Below are 19449 nucleotides of genomic sequence, written 5' to 3' on the forward strand. Positions count from 1 at the left end.
TTGATCTAAAATATATCTTTATCATTCACTACCGTTATGCCTAAAAGTCCGATATCTTTTGTTGTTTATCATCCAATAAACAACAAAAGCTCCAACACTTATAGAAAAATTTAAAGCTTAGTTTGTAAAATATATATAGACTTACCCATTAGTTTTTTAATTATCAATACAAGATTACTCAACCAGAGATCAGGTTAATTATATAGGAGCACTTAGTGCCAAAAATTTCACTTAAATCAAACAAAAACATTACCGCGCCAATAGCTAAAAAAATTCCACATAAAATGGAAATTCATAATCATCAACGGATCGATAATTATTATTGGATGCGAGATGATCAACGCAGCGATGAAAGTATTTTGGCGCACCTTGCAAGTGAAAATAATTATGCTGATGCTATGCTGTCAGAGCAAGAACCATTACAAGAGCTACTTTTTGAAGAGCTCAAAGCTCGCGTAGTAAAAGACGATAATACTGTGCCTGCAAAAGATGGAAAATATTGGTATCACAGCGAAATTCATGGTGAACAAGAATTTTCAAATCATTATCGTTCAACAAGCTTTTCAGGTGATAACAAACATCTACTATTAGATGTAAATGAAAGAGCTAAAGGTCATGAGTTTTATGATTTAGGTGATATGTCTATCAGCCCTAATGATCAACTATTATCGGTATCTGAAGACACCGACAGCCGTCGTATTTATACCATCCACTTTAAAGATTTAACTAAGCCTGCAGACTTTCCAAACCCATATTTATCAGATGTCCTTGTCGAAACTGAAGGACAAATTGTTTGGGCTAATGATAATCAAACCGTTTTCTATGTAAAAAAAGATCTAGAGACCTTATTGGGTACACAGGTTTTCCGTCATAAGCTAGGTACACCTCAATCTGATGATGTTCTTGTGTATGAAGAAAAAGATCATAGCTTTTATATGAGTTTAGATAAAAGTAGAGACGATTCTCAACTTTACATTTGTTTACACGCCACGGAGTCTACTCACTATCTATTTCTTAATGCAAATGAGCCAAATGGTGAGTTTATCGAATTGCTGCCTTATCAAGAGCAACATGAATATCATGCGGATAAAATGGGAGAATATTTTTATATTGTCAGTAACTACCAAGCTAAAAACTTTAAGCTAATGAAAGTTGCGGTTGATAAAATTAATGATATAAATCACTGGCAAGAAGTGATTCCTCATCGAGAAAATGTGTTATTAGAGGGTGTTGAATTATTTCATAACTTTATCATAACCACTGAGCGAGAAAATGGTCAGATTAGATTTATCGTTCACACAATTAATGGTACTAATGCTGGTAATCAGTATCCATTATCATTTGATGATCCTTGCTACTTTGCTTGCTTGGGTGATAACCCAGAGCCAAACAGTGCAATCGCACGGTTATATTATTCTAGTTTGACCACACCTGGCTCTTTGTATGAATTTAACTTAGCAACTGGTGAACGAAAACTGTTAAAACAACAGAAGGTTTTAGGTGATTTTAATAAAGACCATTATCAATCAGAGCGTTTATTTATTACGGCTCGTGATGGCGTAAAAATACCAGTATCAATTGTTTATCGCACGGATATGTTCAAAAAAGATGGTACTAACCCACTCCTTCAATACGGTTATGGTGCTTATGGTATCACTATAGATCCTAATTTTTCTAGCCAAACCTTAAGCTTGTTAGACCGAGGCTTTGTCTATGTTATCGCCCATATTCGTGGCTCTGAAATGTTAGGTAGACAATGGTATGAAACAGGTAAAATGGCACATAAGCAAAATACTTTTAATGATTTTATTGATGTTACTAAAGCATTAGTAACTCAAGGATATGGTGCTAAAGATAAAATATTTGCTTCAGGTGGAAGCGCAGGCGGTTTATTAATGGGAGCCATAGTAAACCAAGCCCCTGAGCTATATTTAGGTATTGGCGCGCATGTACCATTTCTAGATGTATTAACTACCATGCTTGATGAAACGATCCCACTAACCACCAATGAATATGACGAATGGGGTAATCCAAACGAAGAGCAAGTATACAAAAATATTTTAGCTTATTCGCCTATTGATAACATTAAGGCGCAACATTACCCTAATATACTGGTAACGACAGGCTTACATGACTCTCAAGTTCAGTACTTTGAACCAATGAAATGGGTGGCAAAAATGAGAGAACTGAAAACAGACGACAATATATTATTGTTTAAAACAGATATGGATGCAGGCCATGGCGGTGCTTCTGGACGCTTTAAGCGCTTAAAAGAAGTTGCTTTAGAAATGAGTTTCTTTATTTCGCTATTACCAGAATAGAACAAAATAATAAGTTGAACGTTAAAAATGTCTAAATTACAGCAACTAACAATGGTGGTTAACTCATATGTTGTTGCTGGCGTTTTAACGCTTTGTTTTTAATTATGGGGTCAACTTGTGTTAATTTATCTTGTGGAGTGGCATAAAGGTTAAGCCCACTAAAAAGGCTTTTTAATTTAGCTGCATCATAGTCTTGCTCAATTTTTTTAATGACTAATTGATGTTTTTCTGGATATAACGCTTCGACTGATTGTGAAATCAATTCAAATAATTTTTTCAAATTAATCTTATGTATTTGCCCTGTTTTATTAAAAATCCATTCGGTAATCGCCATAAAATCATCAAAAGGCTCATCAGTCAATATATGCGGTAATGAGTACTTAAAACGTCCTGAATTACCTATCATGTCCCAATATCGAGCAAAGCGGTTAATACGTTGCATGGTAGAAAAGCTTACTCTATCAGTACTTAATATATTAAATGGCGGTAAAGGATTAAACCTCAAATCAAAAGCTTCTGTATGTCTAATAATCGGGCTACCTTTTAAGCGTTTTAAAATACCCATTTGAATTTCGTGCGGACGACAATGATAAAGCTGATTAAAACTATCTTTGAAAGTGTCGAAGGTTTCGCCTGGTAAACCAAAAATCAGATCAGCATGAATGTGCGCATGAGTATTATCTTTTAGCCAAATTAAATTATCTTTCGACTTTGCATTATTTTGTTTACGGCTAATATTCTTTTGAACTTCGGTATTAAAGGTTTGTATGCCAATTTCAAATTGTAAACTGCCTTCAGGAAACTGTGCTAATAATTCTTTTAACTTTCGAGGAAGGTGATCAGGTACCACTTCAAAATGTAGATAAAGATCGTCAGTCATGCGGTCTAAGAAAAACTGCATAATATGCATTGTGGTATTAATATTTAAATTAAAGGTTCTATCAATGAATTTAAAATTACGCGCACCTCGTAGATAAAGAATGTCCATTTGCTCAAGAAATACCGTTATTTCAAAAGGTACTGATGTTTTATCTAAAGATGATAAACAAAACTCGCATTTAAATGGACAGCCCCGTGACGCTTCAACATAAAGTAAACGATGGGTCAAATCTTCATCGGTATAATACTCATATGGTAGCGCTAATTCTTTTAACTCAACCGGTTTCGAGTGAACTATTTTTTTATTTGGTGGCGTATTGTTGATTATATCTTTACAAAGCTGATAAAAACTTAAATCGGCAGGCCCTGTTAATACATAATCTGCACACTGAACTATTGCTTGTTGTTCAGTTTCATAACTAACTTCTGGACCACCTAAAATAATTTTTATTTCAGGTGCAATCACTTTTAATAAATTAACAACATCGGTTGTTTCCACTATGTTCCAAATATAGACACCAAAACCGACTATATCAGGCTTTGTCTCCAATATTTGTTCGACAATATCAATGGGACGAGTTTGAATAATAAACTCTTTTATTTCACAATATTGCTGTAGTTCTTGTAAATTGGCATAAAGATAACGTAGCCCAAAACTTGTGTGAAAATAACGTGCGTTAAGTGTTGCTAATACAATTTTAGGTGAAGATTTAGCTATTCTATCATTTATTTCTAAAGAGGCTTGGTGAGTATTTTGAATAGACTCTATTGGCACAGGCGATGTTAATAGTTCACTATTATCATCAGTTAAATGAATTTGCGTAACCTTGAGTTCAGGGTGATGCTTTTGCTCTGCCATTCTATGTGTTAACTGCTTTTATTAATATGACTGCAATTATACGTTGATTGCTCACATTATTCAGTAATCTTATTTTCACATCAACAATGTCACTGAATAGTGTTAGATATCTTTGCTAGCCATATTCATTCAATATGAGTATTTATATTTCATCATGATGATTTATCGTCACCATCTTGGTAATGTTTAAAAGCATTTCGGCCTGCACGTTTTACTTGATACAGCGCTATGTCGGCTTTTCTCAGTAAATCTTCAATAGAATCATCACCTGCAGGATCAGAAATAGCAATACCAATACTCAACGATACTTGTCGCTTCAGAATACCATTGGAAAATACATCACTAATCGCTTCAAAAATATTATTAGCTATTAAAGTAGCATCTTCTGAAGATTTAATTTCTGATAAGATTAAGACAAACTCATCTCCTCCTTGACGGGCTAGCGTATCAGTCCCTCGCAGACACGACTTTAATTTACTTGATAACCATATAAGTAAATCATCGCCAACATCATGACCATATTCGTCATTAACGAGTTTAAAATGGTCAACATCAATATACATAAGCGCAAATGGTCGCTTATATCGACGGCTTAATTCATAAGTACGCGCTAGTCTATCTTTTAAGAATCGACGGTTAGGTAACCCTGTTAATTCATCATGACTTGCTTGATGTAATACTTGTTTTTGAAGTTCCTTACGAACAGTAATATTTTCAATTTGAGAAACGAAATGAACTGGTTTCCCTTTAATATCAACTACCATAGATACACTAAGAAACGCCCAAACAATAGAGCCATCTTTGCAGAAATACCGTTTTTCCATTTGATAGCTTTTTATTTCTCCCGCAACAAGTGCCGTTAGATGTTCAAGATCTAAATTAAGATCTTCTGGGTGAGTAATATCTTGAAAAGTTAACTTAAGGAGTTCTTCCTCACTGTATTGCAACATATTGAGCAAAGACGGATTCACTTCAATCCATTCACCATTTAGCCCTACAAGTGCAATCCCCATTGCTGCTGTTTCAAATGCACCTCGAAAGCGTAGATCACTTTCGGTAAGTGCTAGTTCTAATTTTTTCTGCTCAGTAATATCGGTATGAGTTCCTATACTACGGGCAACACGCCCATCGTCAGTCCAACTAACCGCGTCTCCTCGACAAAGAATCCATATCCACTTACCATCTTTCGCTTGAAGCCTTTGCTCTAGATTATAAATATTCGTTTTACCACTAACAAAATTTGCAATTGCTACTTCAGCACGTTCCCAATCTTCCGGATGAAGTAAGCGTTTCCATTCTGAAAATTCATTTTTAATTTCATCGTCAGCATAGCCAAGCATAGACTTCCATTTAGTATCGAAAGTGACACTATTAGTAAGGTTGTCCCAATCCCAAACACCATGTTCGGCACCAGACAATGCCGACTTCCATCGAAACTCTGTTTCTGAAAGTTCTTTATTCATGAATTCTGCTTTTGCTTCAGCACGATTTTTACTAGTAGATAAAGACCAAACAACTAATGTTAGTAATAATGAAAATAAGCTACCTATCAATAAAACAATGATTCCTTCAGTATTAACATGAGACTGAACAAAGTTCTTATCTGCTGAAAACACAACAGTCCATATTCGCTGAGCAATAACTAGTTGCTCCGTTTGCTGAAACGCCATCTCCTCAAATTCTTGCGCATTTTTCATTGAAGAATATAGTTGCGTCTTTTTATTTATGACCGTGCCATCATATATATTTAAATTAATCTTTAGTTTATCGGATAAAATCCCTTCCATCAGTATGTCCATACTAAACGGAGCATAAACCCACCCATATAAATTTTCGGGGATTACGCCAACCTGCTCGTCATTATCCTGGTAAACAGGTAGGTATAACAAGACTCCTGAGATAGGACCACGATCGACGTCTTGTACCAAACTTACTTTACCCGAAAGCGCTAGCTTATTTGTAGCTCTAGACTTATCCATTGCTGCACGTCTGACTTTTTCTGAATACATATCAAAGCCAAAAGCATTCAAATTATTTCCGCTAAATGGCTCAAGATATATTATAGAAGTATATTGTTCTCGCTCCCCTTTAGGCAACATCACATAATTTGGAAATCCTTCCGCACGAATGCTCGCTATATGCTCTGCACGTTGACTGGGTGCAATAGAAAGGGAAAATCCAACCCCTAAAATACCGGGATAGGTATGTTCTAGTGCAAGTTCTTCAGTGTAAGCTTTAAATTCAGTACGATTAACGTTATCTGAGGCAACAAACAATCCTTTTATCCCTCGCAGTACTTGCTGATAGGTTTCCATCTGTTTTTGTATGTTCAAGAGACTCTTATCAGTCTCTTGTTCAAAACGTAATTGGTCTTCCATAAACACTACATCAACCGCGTTACGCCATTCTATTATTGTTAATGAAAGCCCTAAAGTAAGTACAGCAATACTTAATACTGTTGTGCGGGTTAAACGACCTATATTTTTAGAAAAAGTTTTTGTTTTATTCATCATTACTTTTTTGTGCCTAAATACTGATTGCATTCAATGACTGATTCATCTGGATAAACTCAATCATTGTGTATCGCAAAATCAAAAATGCTATTTAACAAAAATTAATTTGATGAATAATTTTGCGCTAATTTTTTGAATTCTAAGCCATGATTAAATATATTAACAGTGCTCCGCTCGCTTATATTCACTCATCCGATGTTCTAAATAATTAAATACAACTCGATATAACAGTAGACCCTATTCAAATAATTAGCACGATAAAACTTAAATTTATAAAAAATTTAAACTGAGTTGAATTAACGTTACACATATATGAACTTATTTTATTCAATAAAATTTCAAGTAAAATAATTCACTGAAGATTAAAGTTTTATTTCAAAATTGTACTCATTAAATTAATAAATAATGTACCTTTAATCATTTAAAACCTATTGTGTACTTATATTATGTACTTATCTCGCAAATATCAGCAAAGGCCTAATTATGTTAAAAACCATTATGTTATTTATTTTTAGTACATTTTTAGCAACTCTGCTTGTTTCTATTGTGTCTACTCAAATAATATTAGCTGAGGTACAATCATTTGGACTTAGTATTTCTACAGAAATACGGGTCAATGCTACCATTGAAGATCTACTTGGATTAGCGCCAGCTTTGTACCTATTGATTTCTATTGGTTTTTTAGTTGGTTTTATTATTGCTAAATATGCTTATCAATTGATTGGAGGTAACAGAATTCTTTGGTATGTTGGCGTGGGAATCACTTCTTTTCCTATAACAATTCATCTCATTCAATACGTTATGGGATTAACGCCAATCGCTTCGGCACGAACTCCTCTAGGACTCTTTTTAACGACTTGCTGCTGTATCATTTCTGCATGGCTATTTGCCTTTTTAACATCACATTCTGCTGCTCAACCTAGTTACTTGGGAAATAATAATGAACAATAATACCCTGACAATAAAAAAACTCTGCATGAGCTTCTGTATGTTGATTACCAGTACTATTAGTTGTGCGGAAACACAAAACAAAGAATACAAGGTATCTACGATAGTCGAAAACTTGAAATATCCTTGGTCGATCGCCTTTTTGCCTAATAATGATATGTTAGTGACTGAACGTATAGGCGTCTTAAGAGTAATTAGAGAAGGTAAGCTACTTGAAAAATCCGTTTCTGGCTTACCTAATATTTATGTCGATGGCCCTGCAGGTTTATTCGATATTTTGTTAGATCCAGACTTTGAAAAAAATAAAAAACTTTATATCTCGTACAGTGCTGGCACAAAAAGCAACAATTTTGTTTCTGTAATGAGTGCTACATTACAAGGACTGTCATTACAACATCAGAAAGTGATATTTACAGGTTCAAGTAGAAATACGCCACATCATCATGGCGCAAGAATGACCTTTTTACCTGATGGTACGCTACTAATTACAGCAGGTGACGGCTTTAATTTCCGTGAACAAGCACAATCCCTACAAAGCATGTTAGGAAAAGTACTGAGAATTAATACTGATGGCAGCATTCCTAAAGATAATCCATTTGTTCATCAAAATAATGTAAGGCCTGAAATATACAGTTATGGTCATCGTAATCCACAAGCTATTTTAGTCAGTAAAACGGGAGAAGTTTGGCTCCATGAACATGGCCCACAAGGGGGTGATGAATTAAACTTACTTAAATCAGGTCATAATTACGGCTGGCCTGCTATTAGTTATGGCATCGACTATTCAGGGGCGTTAATTTCACCTTTTACCGAAGCAAAAGGCATGGAGCAACCGGTTACCTATTGGATACCTTCAATTGCGCCTGCTGGAATGACCGAGTATCAAGGTGATATTTTTCCACAGTGGCAAGGAAACTTATTTATTGCCGCTCTCGCAGGAAAAAGTGTGCGACGTTTAAGCCTAGATGATAATAAAGTGATTGCAGAAGAAACGCTGTTAGCTGAGCGCCAACAGCGAATAAGAGATATAAGAACAAGCCCCGATGGCTGCTTGTATATTTTAACAGACAGCGAACAAGGACAATTATTAAAGCTATCTCCTAACCTATAAAAATTAAGCTAAAGCCACTAATAACATAATTTCAATCAATTAAATTTTTACCAGATTTTAGAGCTCAACAATAGTTCAGCTCTTCCCTTTACTGATAAATAGTGCTTCCTTTAAAAGCCTTCTAATACTATTTTACCGATTGATTTTCCTGACTCAAGTTCTTGATGAGCTGCTCTTAAGTTTTTCGCAGTATCACAGCCGCAGCAGAAAGTTTAGATATGCGAACAGCGACAGCAAGTGCTGCAATTAAACGAGTTGAACGTGCGTTAGGGGTTGAGCTATTTATCAGAACTACCCGCCACTTAAGACTTTCAATTGCTGGTGAAAAATACATTCCAAACTGTGAACAAGCATTACAAATGCTTAATTTGGCAAAACAAAGTGTAAAAGACGATTTAGACGTTATTGATGGTGAACTACGAATTTCAGTCCCCTCTGATTTAGGTCGAAACTTAATTTTACCATGGCTTGATGAGTTTATGCAGACACATACAGGCATTAGTGTGAAGTTACATATCAGCGATAGTAATATTGACTTCTACCGTGATCCTGTTGATATCGCTTTACGTTATGGAACACCCAATGATGTAAATCTCTATGTTTTTAAAATTTGTAAAGTACCCCGTGTGATTTGTGCAACAACCGAATACTTAGAAAATAATGGCTTACCAACACCCCCTAATGATTTAGCTAACCATAATGGCCTTTTGTATCAACTTCATGACATTATTCATGATGTTTGGGAATTTACTCACCAAGAAAAGTTAATGAAAGTAAAAATGCCAAGTAATCGTGCTTTAAATGATGCCGAACTGGTAAGACGTTGGTGTGTAAATGGTAAAGGTATAGCCACTAAGTCTAGCTTAGATATGTCACATGACTTACTGAATGATAATATTGTATCGATATTAAAGGACTTTGCGCCTAAGCCGACAGAGCTATGGCTAATTTGTCCAAGCAGACAAACAATTACCCCCCGCAGTAAGACTGCTTAGAGAACATTTAAAAATTAAATGCCGTGATGTTTTTACACAACTAATTAACAAAGGCGTGTTAACTCAAGCAAATGTCAGTTATTAAACTACAAACCTAGCTGATATTGCACATAGACTATTTTAACTTGAAATTAGTTTATGATACTTTTAATCAATTGAAACATTTCACAATATTATTGAAGACAACACAGCTTGAATATATTTAAAAAACTGGCAATGTTTAGATCACTGCCAGTACAATTTATCGTATATGATAAATTTTTTTATAAAATTGCTTAGATTTTAAATTGCGTAACATGATTATTAAGCTGTACAGCAAATTGAGCAAGCTCTTCCGTAGCAATTTTAATTTCTTCAGCGCCAATACCTGTCTGATGTGATAAATCTTTTATTTCAACAACTTGTTTACCCACTTCAGCTGCAACACAACTTTGTTCTTCTGCTGCACTGGCAATTTGTGAATTCATATCAATAATTTGATAAACAGCATTTTTTATTTCAGCTAGAGCCTGCTGCACATCCATTGTTTGCGATACAATAGTGCCTGCTTGACGACGGCCAATTTTCATTGACTCTACAGAAGCCTTTGCACTTTCTTGTACTTTACTTATTTTTTCTTCAATTTCAGCAGCCGATTTTTGCGTATTAGACGCTAAGGTACGTACTTCATCAGCAACTACTGAAAATCCTCGGCCAAACTCACCTGCTCGAGCAGCTTCAATAGCAGCATTAAGCGCCAGTAAATTGGTTTGATCTGAAATACCTTTTATCACAGCAAGTATTTCAGTAATCTCTTCTGTGTTATCAGCAAGCTCAGAGATAATGATAGATGTGTTATCCAGATCACTTTCTAATCCTTTAACACCTATCGAAGATTGTTCAGCTTTCAAAGTGCCTTCATCAACAAGTAAACGAGCAGCTTCCGTTGCTTCAGCAGCAACATTTGTATTATTAGCAACATCTTCTGCGGTAGCATGCATTTGGCTGATCGCTGTTGCAATTTGTTCTGTTGCTTGACCTTGATCTGAAATATTATTTTTGGTTTGAACTGAAATTGACGCTAACTCTTCAGACGCGGTTGCCTGAGAATCTGCAGAATCTGATATTTGTTTCATCATGGCCTTAAGTTTACCAACCATGAGTTGCATTGCTGAATAAATACCAGTTTCTTTTCCTGTATGTTCAAACTGCATACTCAAATCGCCATCAGCAATTTTACGTGTGAGTATTTCTATATCTCTTGGTTCACCACCAATAGGCTTTAAAATTGATAATGTAATCTTCCAACTTAGTAATATCGCCAAAATTACAGCTACTGTCACCAATATAATTAAATTTGTAATTGCTGATTTACCTTGTGCTAAAGAATTCATGGTAAATTCATCAGCTTTATTTGTCGCAAAATCCTCAAGCTTTAACAGACGGTTATTTAAATCACGAATATGCGCCTCACCTTCATTTTCTGTAATTTGTCTCGCTTCTGCTCTTTTACCCTCTTTCATCAAAACAATTACTTCACTTCGGATTGGTTTCCAGTTCATAAAGTTTTCTTGTAGTGCTTTAATTTCTGACTGATCACCTAGAAAACGTTCATTCAAGACCGCAAAATACTGTAGTGCTTCTTTTTCAATATGCGCCACATCCGCAACCGCTTGATTAATTTGTTCTAATGAATTTGCCAACGCAACATCTTTCATAGAACGATGCATGCCGGTAATAGAGCCTTCTACTTTTGCAATGGCGACACTAACCGCGAAAGGATGTTTATAGAGAAGTTCAGTGTAACTAGATAGCGATCGCATTTGCTTAACAGCTAAGCCGGTCATAATTAATAAAATAACAATTACAATAGAAAAAGCAGCGGCCAAACGTTTTCCTAGTGACAAATTATCAAACATAGAAAATCCTTCTGTTTATAAATTAAATAAAAAAATCGATTTGAAAAATTCAGATGCTAAGTATCTTGTTAATCAGGTTCTCATGCCTTGATCACTATTCAAATCAACTATATTTTTATATAGAAGTTTATGAAGGTTTGATTTTGACAGTGATGATATAGTGACTATGTACCTATAATTAACAGCCACATACACTTAATTTTTTGATTAGTGGATTTTCATCTTGACATAAACAACAGCTCGAATAACAATAATTATTTGAGGTGCATGCTTGCATAGATAGAAATAAAATATAATCAAGGTGCAGGTTTTTAATATCCCCTGCACTTAATTTAGTCCTAGAAAATCCCAGGAAAAATATTTATCAAGCTTGGCTAACTTTATAGATTAACCTTTAAGCGAACCAGTACCATTCGGCGTTACAATTGATTCACATGTGCCTTTAGGTGAATATGTCCATGCATTCGCTTGAAAATCTGACGTTGAAGTACCTTCACAACTAGTACCTGCGCCCGCTTTACAATCATTTTCACCCGCTAAAGCAATACCAAAGCATTTATCTTTACGGCCACGAACTTTATCACCAGCTAACCATTTAGTAAGTTGCTCTTGTACTTTTGGTGATGCACCATCTGCAATTTTTAATTGGCTATTTGGACCTGCCGTTGCACCTGTACTTAATACTGCTACTGATGCGCCCACTAATAAAGCTTTAGTTAAATTTACTTTTTTCATTTTTATACTCCAAATTAAAATATTTTTGTTTTTTAAGATTATTTATAAACCAATACAATAGCGACAAGCATATCGCCGTTTTATCAATTAAATAGACCTATACTATTTATAAAAAATTTCAGATAGATAGCCATAAATACAGAATTAATAAAAAAATAGTACAATTTATTCCCATTAATTCCATTTAAAGCATTTTATAATATAACTACCACCCCAAATCCCTAATAACATTCCTGCGACAGCACCGAACCCCGAAGGAGAAAGTGTAGGTAGTGCGAGTAATAACTGCACACTATTACCTCCCATGGCTATTGAAGCCCCAACTCCCATGAGTGTTCCAGCAAATAAATGTTTCGCCAAATAGCTAACATTAGCAGGAATAAAATTAAATCTTTTTGTCCGCCATGCTGCCAAAAACATACCTAAAAGCATAGCAATAAAAAATAGATACTGCTCTATTAATGGCCAATTATTATTTTGACCATTAATCAAGGCTAAACTTATTTGTTGCAATAAAACACTTGGTGGCCATTGAGGTTGGTAAAGAAAAATAAACCCCGAAAGTAGCCCTATCCCCATCATACCAAACCAAAGCTTTTTTCTTTTTTTATCACCAACTAAACCCCATATAGTAATAGCTATTGTAATGAGAATAAGTGGAATATAACTAATCTCACCAGGCAAAGAGCTACGTACTACCTCTATTTTTGGCGGCCAACAAGCGAGTAGCACCCAGCCAACGAACCACCCTAAAATAGTGGCAAACATTCTAGAGTCACCACGTGCTAATCGACTTAATGTAGATACCCCACAACTTTTGTTTAACGCAGCGCCTAAACCAAATATAAAGCCGCCTAGCACAAACCAGCCACTTAAAGCGTGAGTCCAAAAAGTAAATTTGATATCAAAAAACTGAGAAAAATAAGCGCCAACCCAAGCTAAAACGCCACTAAAAATAATGGCTAATAAAAATTCTTTATTACCTGCTTGCCATTCATTTACTCCTCGAACCATGCATAAGCCTGTTGTTTGAGCTAAATACCCTAAAAAACAAACGCATATAAAAACGCTAATAAACAACATATTTTATCCTGCGATTAAATAAACAATAATAGAAGTGATAAATTTTTAAACCTGCCTGACACTTACACATATAATTATAAATTTATATTGGTTATATACTTACAAAAGAGGCATTTAGCCTCATTTGAATAATTAACGATTGACATATTTACCAAGAAGCTGCATTTGCTTGTGCCATATCATAACGCCAGCTTTCAGGCATACTAACGTCTTCTAATAAGCTATTCGCTTTAATGGTAGGATAAAGCTGCTCATAACTTTTAATATTTATTCCTTCAACTCTACGGTTTAAGTGTTTAGGCTCAAGTTCATCGACACCGTTCAAACCAGCAGCCCCAACTAACTCAACTAAATTTTTAACCGTTTCACGTTGAAAGTTAGCAACACGTTGCGCTTTATTGGTCACAATAATTGCTTTATTTCGAGATGGATTTTGCGTTGCTATTCCTGTTGGACAATTATCTGTATTACAAGTACGTGCTTGAATACAACCTAAAGATAGCATCATGCCACGAGCAGAGTTCACTGTATCTGCACCTAAAGCCATTGCTCTTAATATATGAAATGCTGAAAACATTTTACCTGACGCAATAATACGCATTTTGTCTCTAAGGCCAAACCCTATCAACGCATTATTTACAAAGATCAATGCATCCTTTATCGGTGTACCTACCGAATTTGTCATTTCAGTTGGTGCTGCACCAGTACCGCCTTCACCACCATCAACGGTAATAAAATCAGGGGTAATACCCGTTGCTATCATCGCTTTACAAATAGCTAAAAATTCGTCACGTCGGCCTATACACAATTTAAATCCTATCGGTTTTCCATCCGATAACTCTCTTAACGTTTTAACAAAAAGCAATAACTCTGTTGGCGTTGAAAAAGCGCTATGTGCTGGCGGTGAAACAACATCAAACCCCATAGGAACATGACGAATGGCCGCTATTTCTTCAGTTAACTTAGCCGCAGGTAAAATACCACCATGGCCTGGTTTTGCCCCCTGAGAAAGTTTAATTTCTATCATTTTTACAACATCTTTAGTGGCATTTCTTCTGAATGTTTCAGGATTAAAATTGCCTGCTTCATTACGACAACCAAAATATCCGGTACCAATTTGCCAAACAATATCTCCACCATGTTCTAAATGATAAGGGCTCATACTTCCTTCGCCGGTATTATGTGAAAAACCGCCAATTTTAGCGCCCCGGTTGAGTGACATAATGGCATTTTTACTTAATGCACCGTAACTCATCGCAGAAATATTAAGCACAGAAGACATATAGGGTTTGGAGCAATCAGGACCACCAAACTTAACACGAGGGTCAAAATTAGTAAGATGTTTAGGTTGCATTGAATGATTTACCCACTCATAACCCGCACGATTAACATCAAAAATAGTACCGAATGGTCTTGTATCCCTATCACCTTTAGCGCGTTGATAAACTAACGATCTAAATTCTCGAGAAATAGGTGTTCCACTCGTATCAGACTCAACAAAATATTGTTGAATTTCTGGCCTAACAGATTCTAGTAAATATCTAAACCGCCCAAATACCGGATATAAGCGACGAATAGATTGTTTTGTTTGTAATATGTCGTATAAACCAATTAAGTTTATCGGGCCTAAAATAACCAAGGCCCACAACCAATTGGTAGAGATCATAGATAGACCAATTAATAATATAATTGATGTAAACATGAATGCGATGAACATTTGACGCATAGTCATGGAGTAAGGTTCCTCTTTTATAAATTTTATGTAATTATTTATTTCACGGTTATAAGACAAGCCGTTAGATAATAAAATTTCACAATAAAAGAGTATTGCTAAGTAGTATTACTTCATTAGCGATGCAAATAAAAAATACTACTTATAATTCAATAATATAAAAACATAGCAAAACTAACTAAATATTTATATTTATCCCCCTAGATGTCACTAAAGAAAACTATTATTGATTTTGATTGTTAAGTTTTTTTTGTGCTTTTGACTTAATTTTTAACAATTTAATTTTGGCGCCATACCAATCAGCCATTGGCGCTGCTGCAATACCGTGTATCAAAGTGCTTATCCACACAGCATTAATCGCTACTATTAATATTGAATGCCCATACTCTCCAATAATATCTTTAGAAATAATTAGCGCAAATAGTGCAGTTGCCAGCCCTCTCGGACCAAAAAACCCCATAAATACCCGCGTTAATGTTTTGGCTTTTGTACCAAGCAATGATAAGTAAATAGCTAGAGGACGAACAATAAATATACTGACCAAAATATAACCTACAACCGGCAATGTTAAGTGCTCTATAGCAGATGGAAGCAGTCCTAAGCCAATAATAACAAACGATGTCCATATTAATATTTGCCCTTCACTTTCAGTAAATTGATAAATGAAGCGACAATGCCCTTTTACAATATGACCAAAAACTAAACCAGCAACAAAAGAAGCAATAAAACCATTACCGCCCAGTAAACTAGCCATTACGTATGATATACCAGTCAGAGCTAAAACACCGATCCCTTCATACACACTTGAGGTTATTTGTTTTGCTTCTGAATATAAAAATAAACGACCACTTAACCAACCCATTAATAAACCAACAAAGATACCGACAAATATTTGATTAAAGCCAAACATTAACCAAGATGTCCCATTTGCTTCAGAGCCAATTTCCATAGCAACTATGCTGGCAAAAAATAGAATAATGGGTAATGCGAGTCCATCATTTAAGCCACTTTCAACTGATAAGCTTTGTCGCTCATTTGTAGGCACACTTTCATTACTAATAACCGCTTGCCCTAAAGCAGCATCAGTAGGTGCTAAAATAGCAGCAATTAAGGCTAACATTGGCCAAGGCCACTCTGGAAAAAATAAGTAAGCAAAGCCGGTACCAATCAAAATGCTCAATGGAAGACCTAGCAATAACATCCTCAAAGGCCAAGTATTCTGCCTTTTTAATCTACGTAAGTTAATTTGTGAAGCATCTAAGAAGAGTAATACTACAAGCGATATTTCTGCGATCAAATACACAGTTTCATGCGCATCTTCTACATGAATCAAGCCTAGTTGAGACACGATAAACCCCATACCCAAAAATACCATTGGTGCGGTGATAATAGTTGTCGATAATTTTTTTGCCAGCATAGCGTAAGTGCTAACGGCAAAAAGAAGAATGAGTAATCCGATTTCCATTGGAAGTTCCTATTGAGTGAACGAGGGCTTTGATAACCCCGCGAATAATAGACATTATTAAAAAGTCAACCTAAGTGAATGGGTTGATTAATTATTGTGTTTAATCATTAACTTTTATTTAAAAAATAACCGGCTCATGGCCGGTTATTTTTGCTACTTAGTTTACATACGTTAATTTAATCATTAATACGTTGTGGTACGTTTAGCATCTAAGCCAAGAAACTTATCGACAGATAAGAAACCTGGGCCACGTGCAAAAACGACTAATAATGAAGCTGCCCACCAAGAAGCAGGATTAATCCAATGATCTAAGGTTGGAAAAACCGCAAGCTGAATAAACATTGTCATACCAATAAGGCCTAATGCTGCAAAACGAGAAAATAAACCGATAATTAATAATATTGGTAGCACAACCTCAACCACACCTGCCACAACAGCAAGTAATTCAATTATTGTTACGGTAAGTGAGCCATCTACATAGTCTAATGTTTGAGGATCACAAAGAAGTAATGCGCCATCCCTTATTGGATCTGGACAAAAAAATTCATATTTAAATAGGTCATATTTATCAACATTAAATTGTAAAAAACCATCCCATTTACTTAATCCTGAATCGAGAAATACTTTTGCAACCATAAAACGAATAGATAATAACGCTAAAGGCTCTAGAAACCTTGATAACTGTTCACCCATTTGTACGTACAATAACTGTAGTTTTTTTACCATGCTCATGTTTTTTTCCTTATCTTACTTATTATTTATATTTTTTAATTACTGTTAATTTCTAATAACTCATTTTGTAAGCAAGCAGTAAAAGCATCACTTACTTCAAAGTTTTCATCTAGCGTAATAGCGGCATCAAAAGCCTCCCCCAAAGTTCTACCTTTACCTTGTAGAGCTTGCATAAGTGCAACCTCAGCAATAGACAGTAAACGGGCTTGTACTCCACCTTGTAAACGCCATAACATTACAAAAACATCTATTGATGATCTGTCTGTAATAGCATCATTATTATTTTTTTTTAGTGATATCCATTCAGAAAAAGCATCCTTTTTTACATGTACCAACAACACACTCGGATTAAGCTTTACATTAAGTTCAGTAAACTCAATTTCTTGCTCAATTAAATCGGTAACATACTCTATGGTTAATGTTTCATTAGAATCAGCACTCATTAAACTCATTAGCCATGCGTAGTCTAAATACGCAATATCAGCTAAGTTAACGTATAAGTCGGCAGAAAAGTTCTGTGCTACAGTCAACCCAACCTTATCACTACTTTCAAATTCAAACTCTTTAAGCAGGTCGATAATAAAGTCAGGGAAATTTTTTCCGTATCCAACTAAGGTACCTTGCTCTGGTGGAAAATGGTCAACATAAAGTCGCGCCATTTTTCTAAAATCATCATTGTCCAATTTTTTTTCACACATAGGAAAATTAGCAGCTAAGGCATCAACACAACCTTTATAAAACCCATTACGATAAACGGCCATTCGTTCAAGGTGCGCTGAATTTTCACAAAAAGGTGCCATAACACTGAGATCACCATGACGTAAATAACGCGAAAAAGCATCGATATATTGATTGCTATTCATTAACGAGCACCTCATTACCAGCTGCATTGACGTTTCTTAGCACCTTGTCTTGCTCTAAATAGTTTTGAGCTATTTGGCGTTCCTTCATAAGCTCTGTAAATGATGGAATATTCGCATCTCGTTCAACCAATACAGGCTTATGACCAAATAACCCTAACGCTTGTTCCAACAACTTCCACACCGGTGGTGCTACTGCTGCTGCATGACTGTCAATTAATAATGATTGACCCAGGGTAGGATCGGGATCGTGCCCTGCAATATGAATTTCACCAACAAGCTCTGCTGGTATCTGTTTTAGATAGTTTAATGCATCAATACCTGTATTTTTACTGCTGATATATAAATTATTAATATCAATAAGCAAGCCACAACCTGATCGCCTAGCAGCCTCAACTAAAAATTGAGGTTCATCCATATCACTTATAAAATCTAAATAGTTACTTGGATTTTCAATTAAAATAGACCGACCAATACCTGACTGATAACAATCAACACCATCAATTAATGATTGCAGTGCATCTTGTGTTCGAGGCAAAGGCATTAAATCGGCAAAATACTTACCATCTGACTTAGACCATACTGCATGCTCTGATACTAAAATAGGTTGAAATTCATTAATCAATGCTTTTACTTGCTTAGTATGGGCAGCCATGGCTTTATGATCAGAGCCTAGCGAACCACCAACCCCATGAAAACTGATGTTATGGTTTTCACGAACTGCTCGTAAATAGTTTAAGCGTGGGCCACCTGCAACAAAATAATTTTCGGTATGTACCTCAAACCAAAGATTATTATTTACTGATGGTGCTTGCACAGGTAGCGATAAAATATCATCAAGATGTTCAGGTTTTAGACTTAAGCCTGCACCTAATTTATCCCCAGCAATAGTATGCTGAGGAAAATTTTCTTGGGAATAATATAAATTATTAGCCTTCAAGTGAGCCTGTTCCATTCGGCGTTACAATTGATTCACATGTTCCCTTAGGTGAATATGTCCATGCATTCGCCTGGAAGTCTGACGTTGAAGTACCTTCACAACTAGTACCCGCGCCCGCTTTACAATCATTTTCACCCGCTAAAGCAATACCAAAGCATTTATCTTTACGGCCACGAACTTTATCACCAGCTAACCATTTAGTAAGTTGCTCTTGTACTTTTGGTGATGCACCATCTGCAATTTTTAATTGGCTATTTGGACCTGCCGTTGCACCTGTACTTAATACTGCTACTGATGCGCCCACTAATAAAGCTTTAGTTAAATTTACTTTTTTCATTTGTATACTCCTGATTTAATTTATTTTTCTTGCTTAATCGA

The 19449-nt window shown here is 35.5% G+C and carries 14 protein-coding genes and 1 pseudogene; 4 read left to right on the forward strand and 11 right to left on the reverse strand.

Translation table 11 applies throughout. From position 1 onward, the window contains the following. The first annotated feature begins 215 nt into the window (after positions 1 to 215). Positions 216 to 2321 (forward strand): S9 family peptidase, encoded by a 2106-nt coding sequence (locus Q4496_RS13980; RefSeq protein ID WP_303610679.1) that lies wholly within the window; start codon positions 216 to 218, stop codon positions 2319 to 2321. A gap of 58 nt (positions 2322 to 2379) precedes the next feature. Here the strand turns inward: Q4496_RS13980 and Q4496_RS13985 are convergent, their stop codons facing one another. Together Q4496_RS13985 and Q4496_RS13990 are read right to left on the reverse strand one after the other, a co-directional pair. After that, on the reverse strand, positions 2380 to 4059 hold the full coding sequence (locus Q4496_RS13985) for a B12-binding domain-containing radical SAM protein (protein ID WP_215971552.1): 1680 nt from the start codon (positions 4057 to 4059) through the stop codon (positions 2380 to 2382). Positions 4060 to 4211: 152 nt separating this feature from the next. After that, complete coding sequence (locus tag Q4496_RS13990; RefSeq protein WP_303610680.1) at positions 4212 to 6572, reverse strand: CHASE domain-containing protein; 2361 nt, start codon at positions 6570 to 6572, stop codon at positions 4212 to 4214. Between the two features lie 483 nt (positions 6573 to 7055). Between Q4496_RS13990 and Q4496_RS13995 the strand changes: the two genes are divergently transcribed. The 3 genes and pseudogenes from Q4496_RS13995 to Q4496_RS14005 all read left to right on the forward strand — a co-directional run bounded on the left by Q4496_RS13995 (position 7056) and on the right by Q4496_RS14005 (position 9711). Beyond that, the gene (locus tag Q4496_RS13995; protein WP_215971554.1) at positions 7056 to 7523 is read left to right on the forward strand and encodes a hypothetical protein; all 468 of its coding nucleotides are present in this window, start codon (positions 7056 to 7058) and stop codon (positions 7521 to 7523) included. Continuing rightward, positions 7513 to 8631, forward strand: a complete 1119-nt coding sequence (locus tag Q4496_RS14000; protein WP_303610681.1) for a PQQ-dependent sugar dehydrogenase — start codon at positions 7513 to 7515, stop codon at positions 8629 to 8631. Before Q4496_RS13995 ends, Q4496_RS14000 begins: the two co-directional genes overlap by 11 nt. A 191-nt stretch (positions 8632 to 8822) precedes the next feature. After that, positions 8823 to 9711: pseudogene (locus Q4496_RS14005) on the forward strand (LysR substrate-binding domain-containing protein). 190 nt (positions 9712 to 9901) lie between these two features. On the opposite strand, the gene Q4496_RS14010 reads toward Q4496_RS14005, so the two are convergent. From Q4496_RS14010 to Q4496_RS14050, 9 genes are all read right to left on the reverse strand, one after another. After that, complete coding sequence (locus Q4496_RS14010) at positions 9902 to 11524, reverse strand: methyl-accepting chemotaxis protein (RefSeq protein WP_215971556.1); 1623 nt, start codon at positions 11522 to 11524, stop codon at positions 9902 to 9904. 387 nt (positions 11525 to 11911) lie between these two features. Continuing rightward, entirely contained in the window at positions 11912 to 12259 is a 348-nt protein-coding gene (locus Q4496_RS14015; RefSeq protein WP_215971557.1) for a DUF2282 domain-containing protein, read from the reverse strand. Positions 12260 to 12433: 174 nt separating this feature from the next. Next, positions 12434 to 13342, reverse strand: coding sequence for a YeeE/YedE thiosulfate transporter family protein (locus Q4496_RS14020; RefSeq protein WP_215971558.1), 909 nt, complete (start codon positions 13340 to 13342; stop codon positions 12434 to 12436). A 148-nt stretch (positions 13343 to 13490) separates the two neighbouring features. Continuing rightward, entirely contained in the window at positions 13491 to 15074 is a 1584-nt protein-coding gene (locus Q4496_RS14025; protein ID WP_215971559.1) for an FMN-binding glutamate synthase family protein, read from the reverse strand. A gap of 223 nt (positions 15075 to 15297) precedes the next feature. Next, positions 15298 to 16539, reverse strand: a complete 1242-nt coding sequence (locus tag Q4496_RS14030) for a sodium:proton antiporter (RefSeq protein WP_215971560.1) — start codon at positions 16537 to 16539, stop codon at positions 15298 to 15300. Between the two features lie 183 nt (positions 16540 to 16722). Then, a complete protein-coding gene (locus Q4496_RS14035; protein ID WP_215971561.1) occupies positions 16723 to 17271 on the reverse strand; it encodes a DoxX family protein in 549 nt (182 codons plus the stop codon). 35 nt (positions 17272 to 17306) lie between these two features. Then, positions 17307 to 18134: a DNA-binding domain-containing protein gene (locus tag Q4496_RS14040; RefSeq protein ID WP_303610682.1), complete on the reverse strand. Its 828-nt coding sequence runs from the start codon at positions 18132 to 18134 to the stop codon at positions 17307 to 17309. Further along, positions 18127 to 19071: a DUF692 domain-containing protein gene (locus tag Q4496_RS14045; RefSeq protein WP_303610683.1), complete on the reverse strand. Its 945-nt coding sequence runs from the start codon at positions 19069 to 19071 to the stop codon at positions 18127 to 18129. The genes Q4496_RS14040 and Q4496_RS14045 overlap by 8 nt, the downstream gene beginning before the upstream one ends. Then, positions 19061 to 19408 (reverse strand): DUF2282 domain-containing protein, encoded by a 348-nt coding sequence (locus Q4496_RS14050; RefSeq protein ID WP_303610684.1) that lies wholly within the window; start codon positions 19406 to 19408, stop codon positions 19061 to 19063. Before Q4496_RS14050 ends, Q4496_RS14045 begins: the two co-directional genes overlap by 11 nt. Positions 19409 to 19449: the final 41 nt, after the last annotated feature.

Source organism: Colwellia sp. 5_MG-2023, assembly GCF_030547795.1.
Taxonomy (GTDB): Bacteria; Pseudomonadota; Gammaproteobacteria; order Enterobacterales; family Alteromonadaceae; genus Colwellia.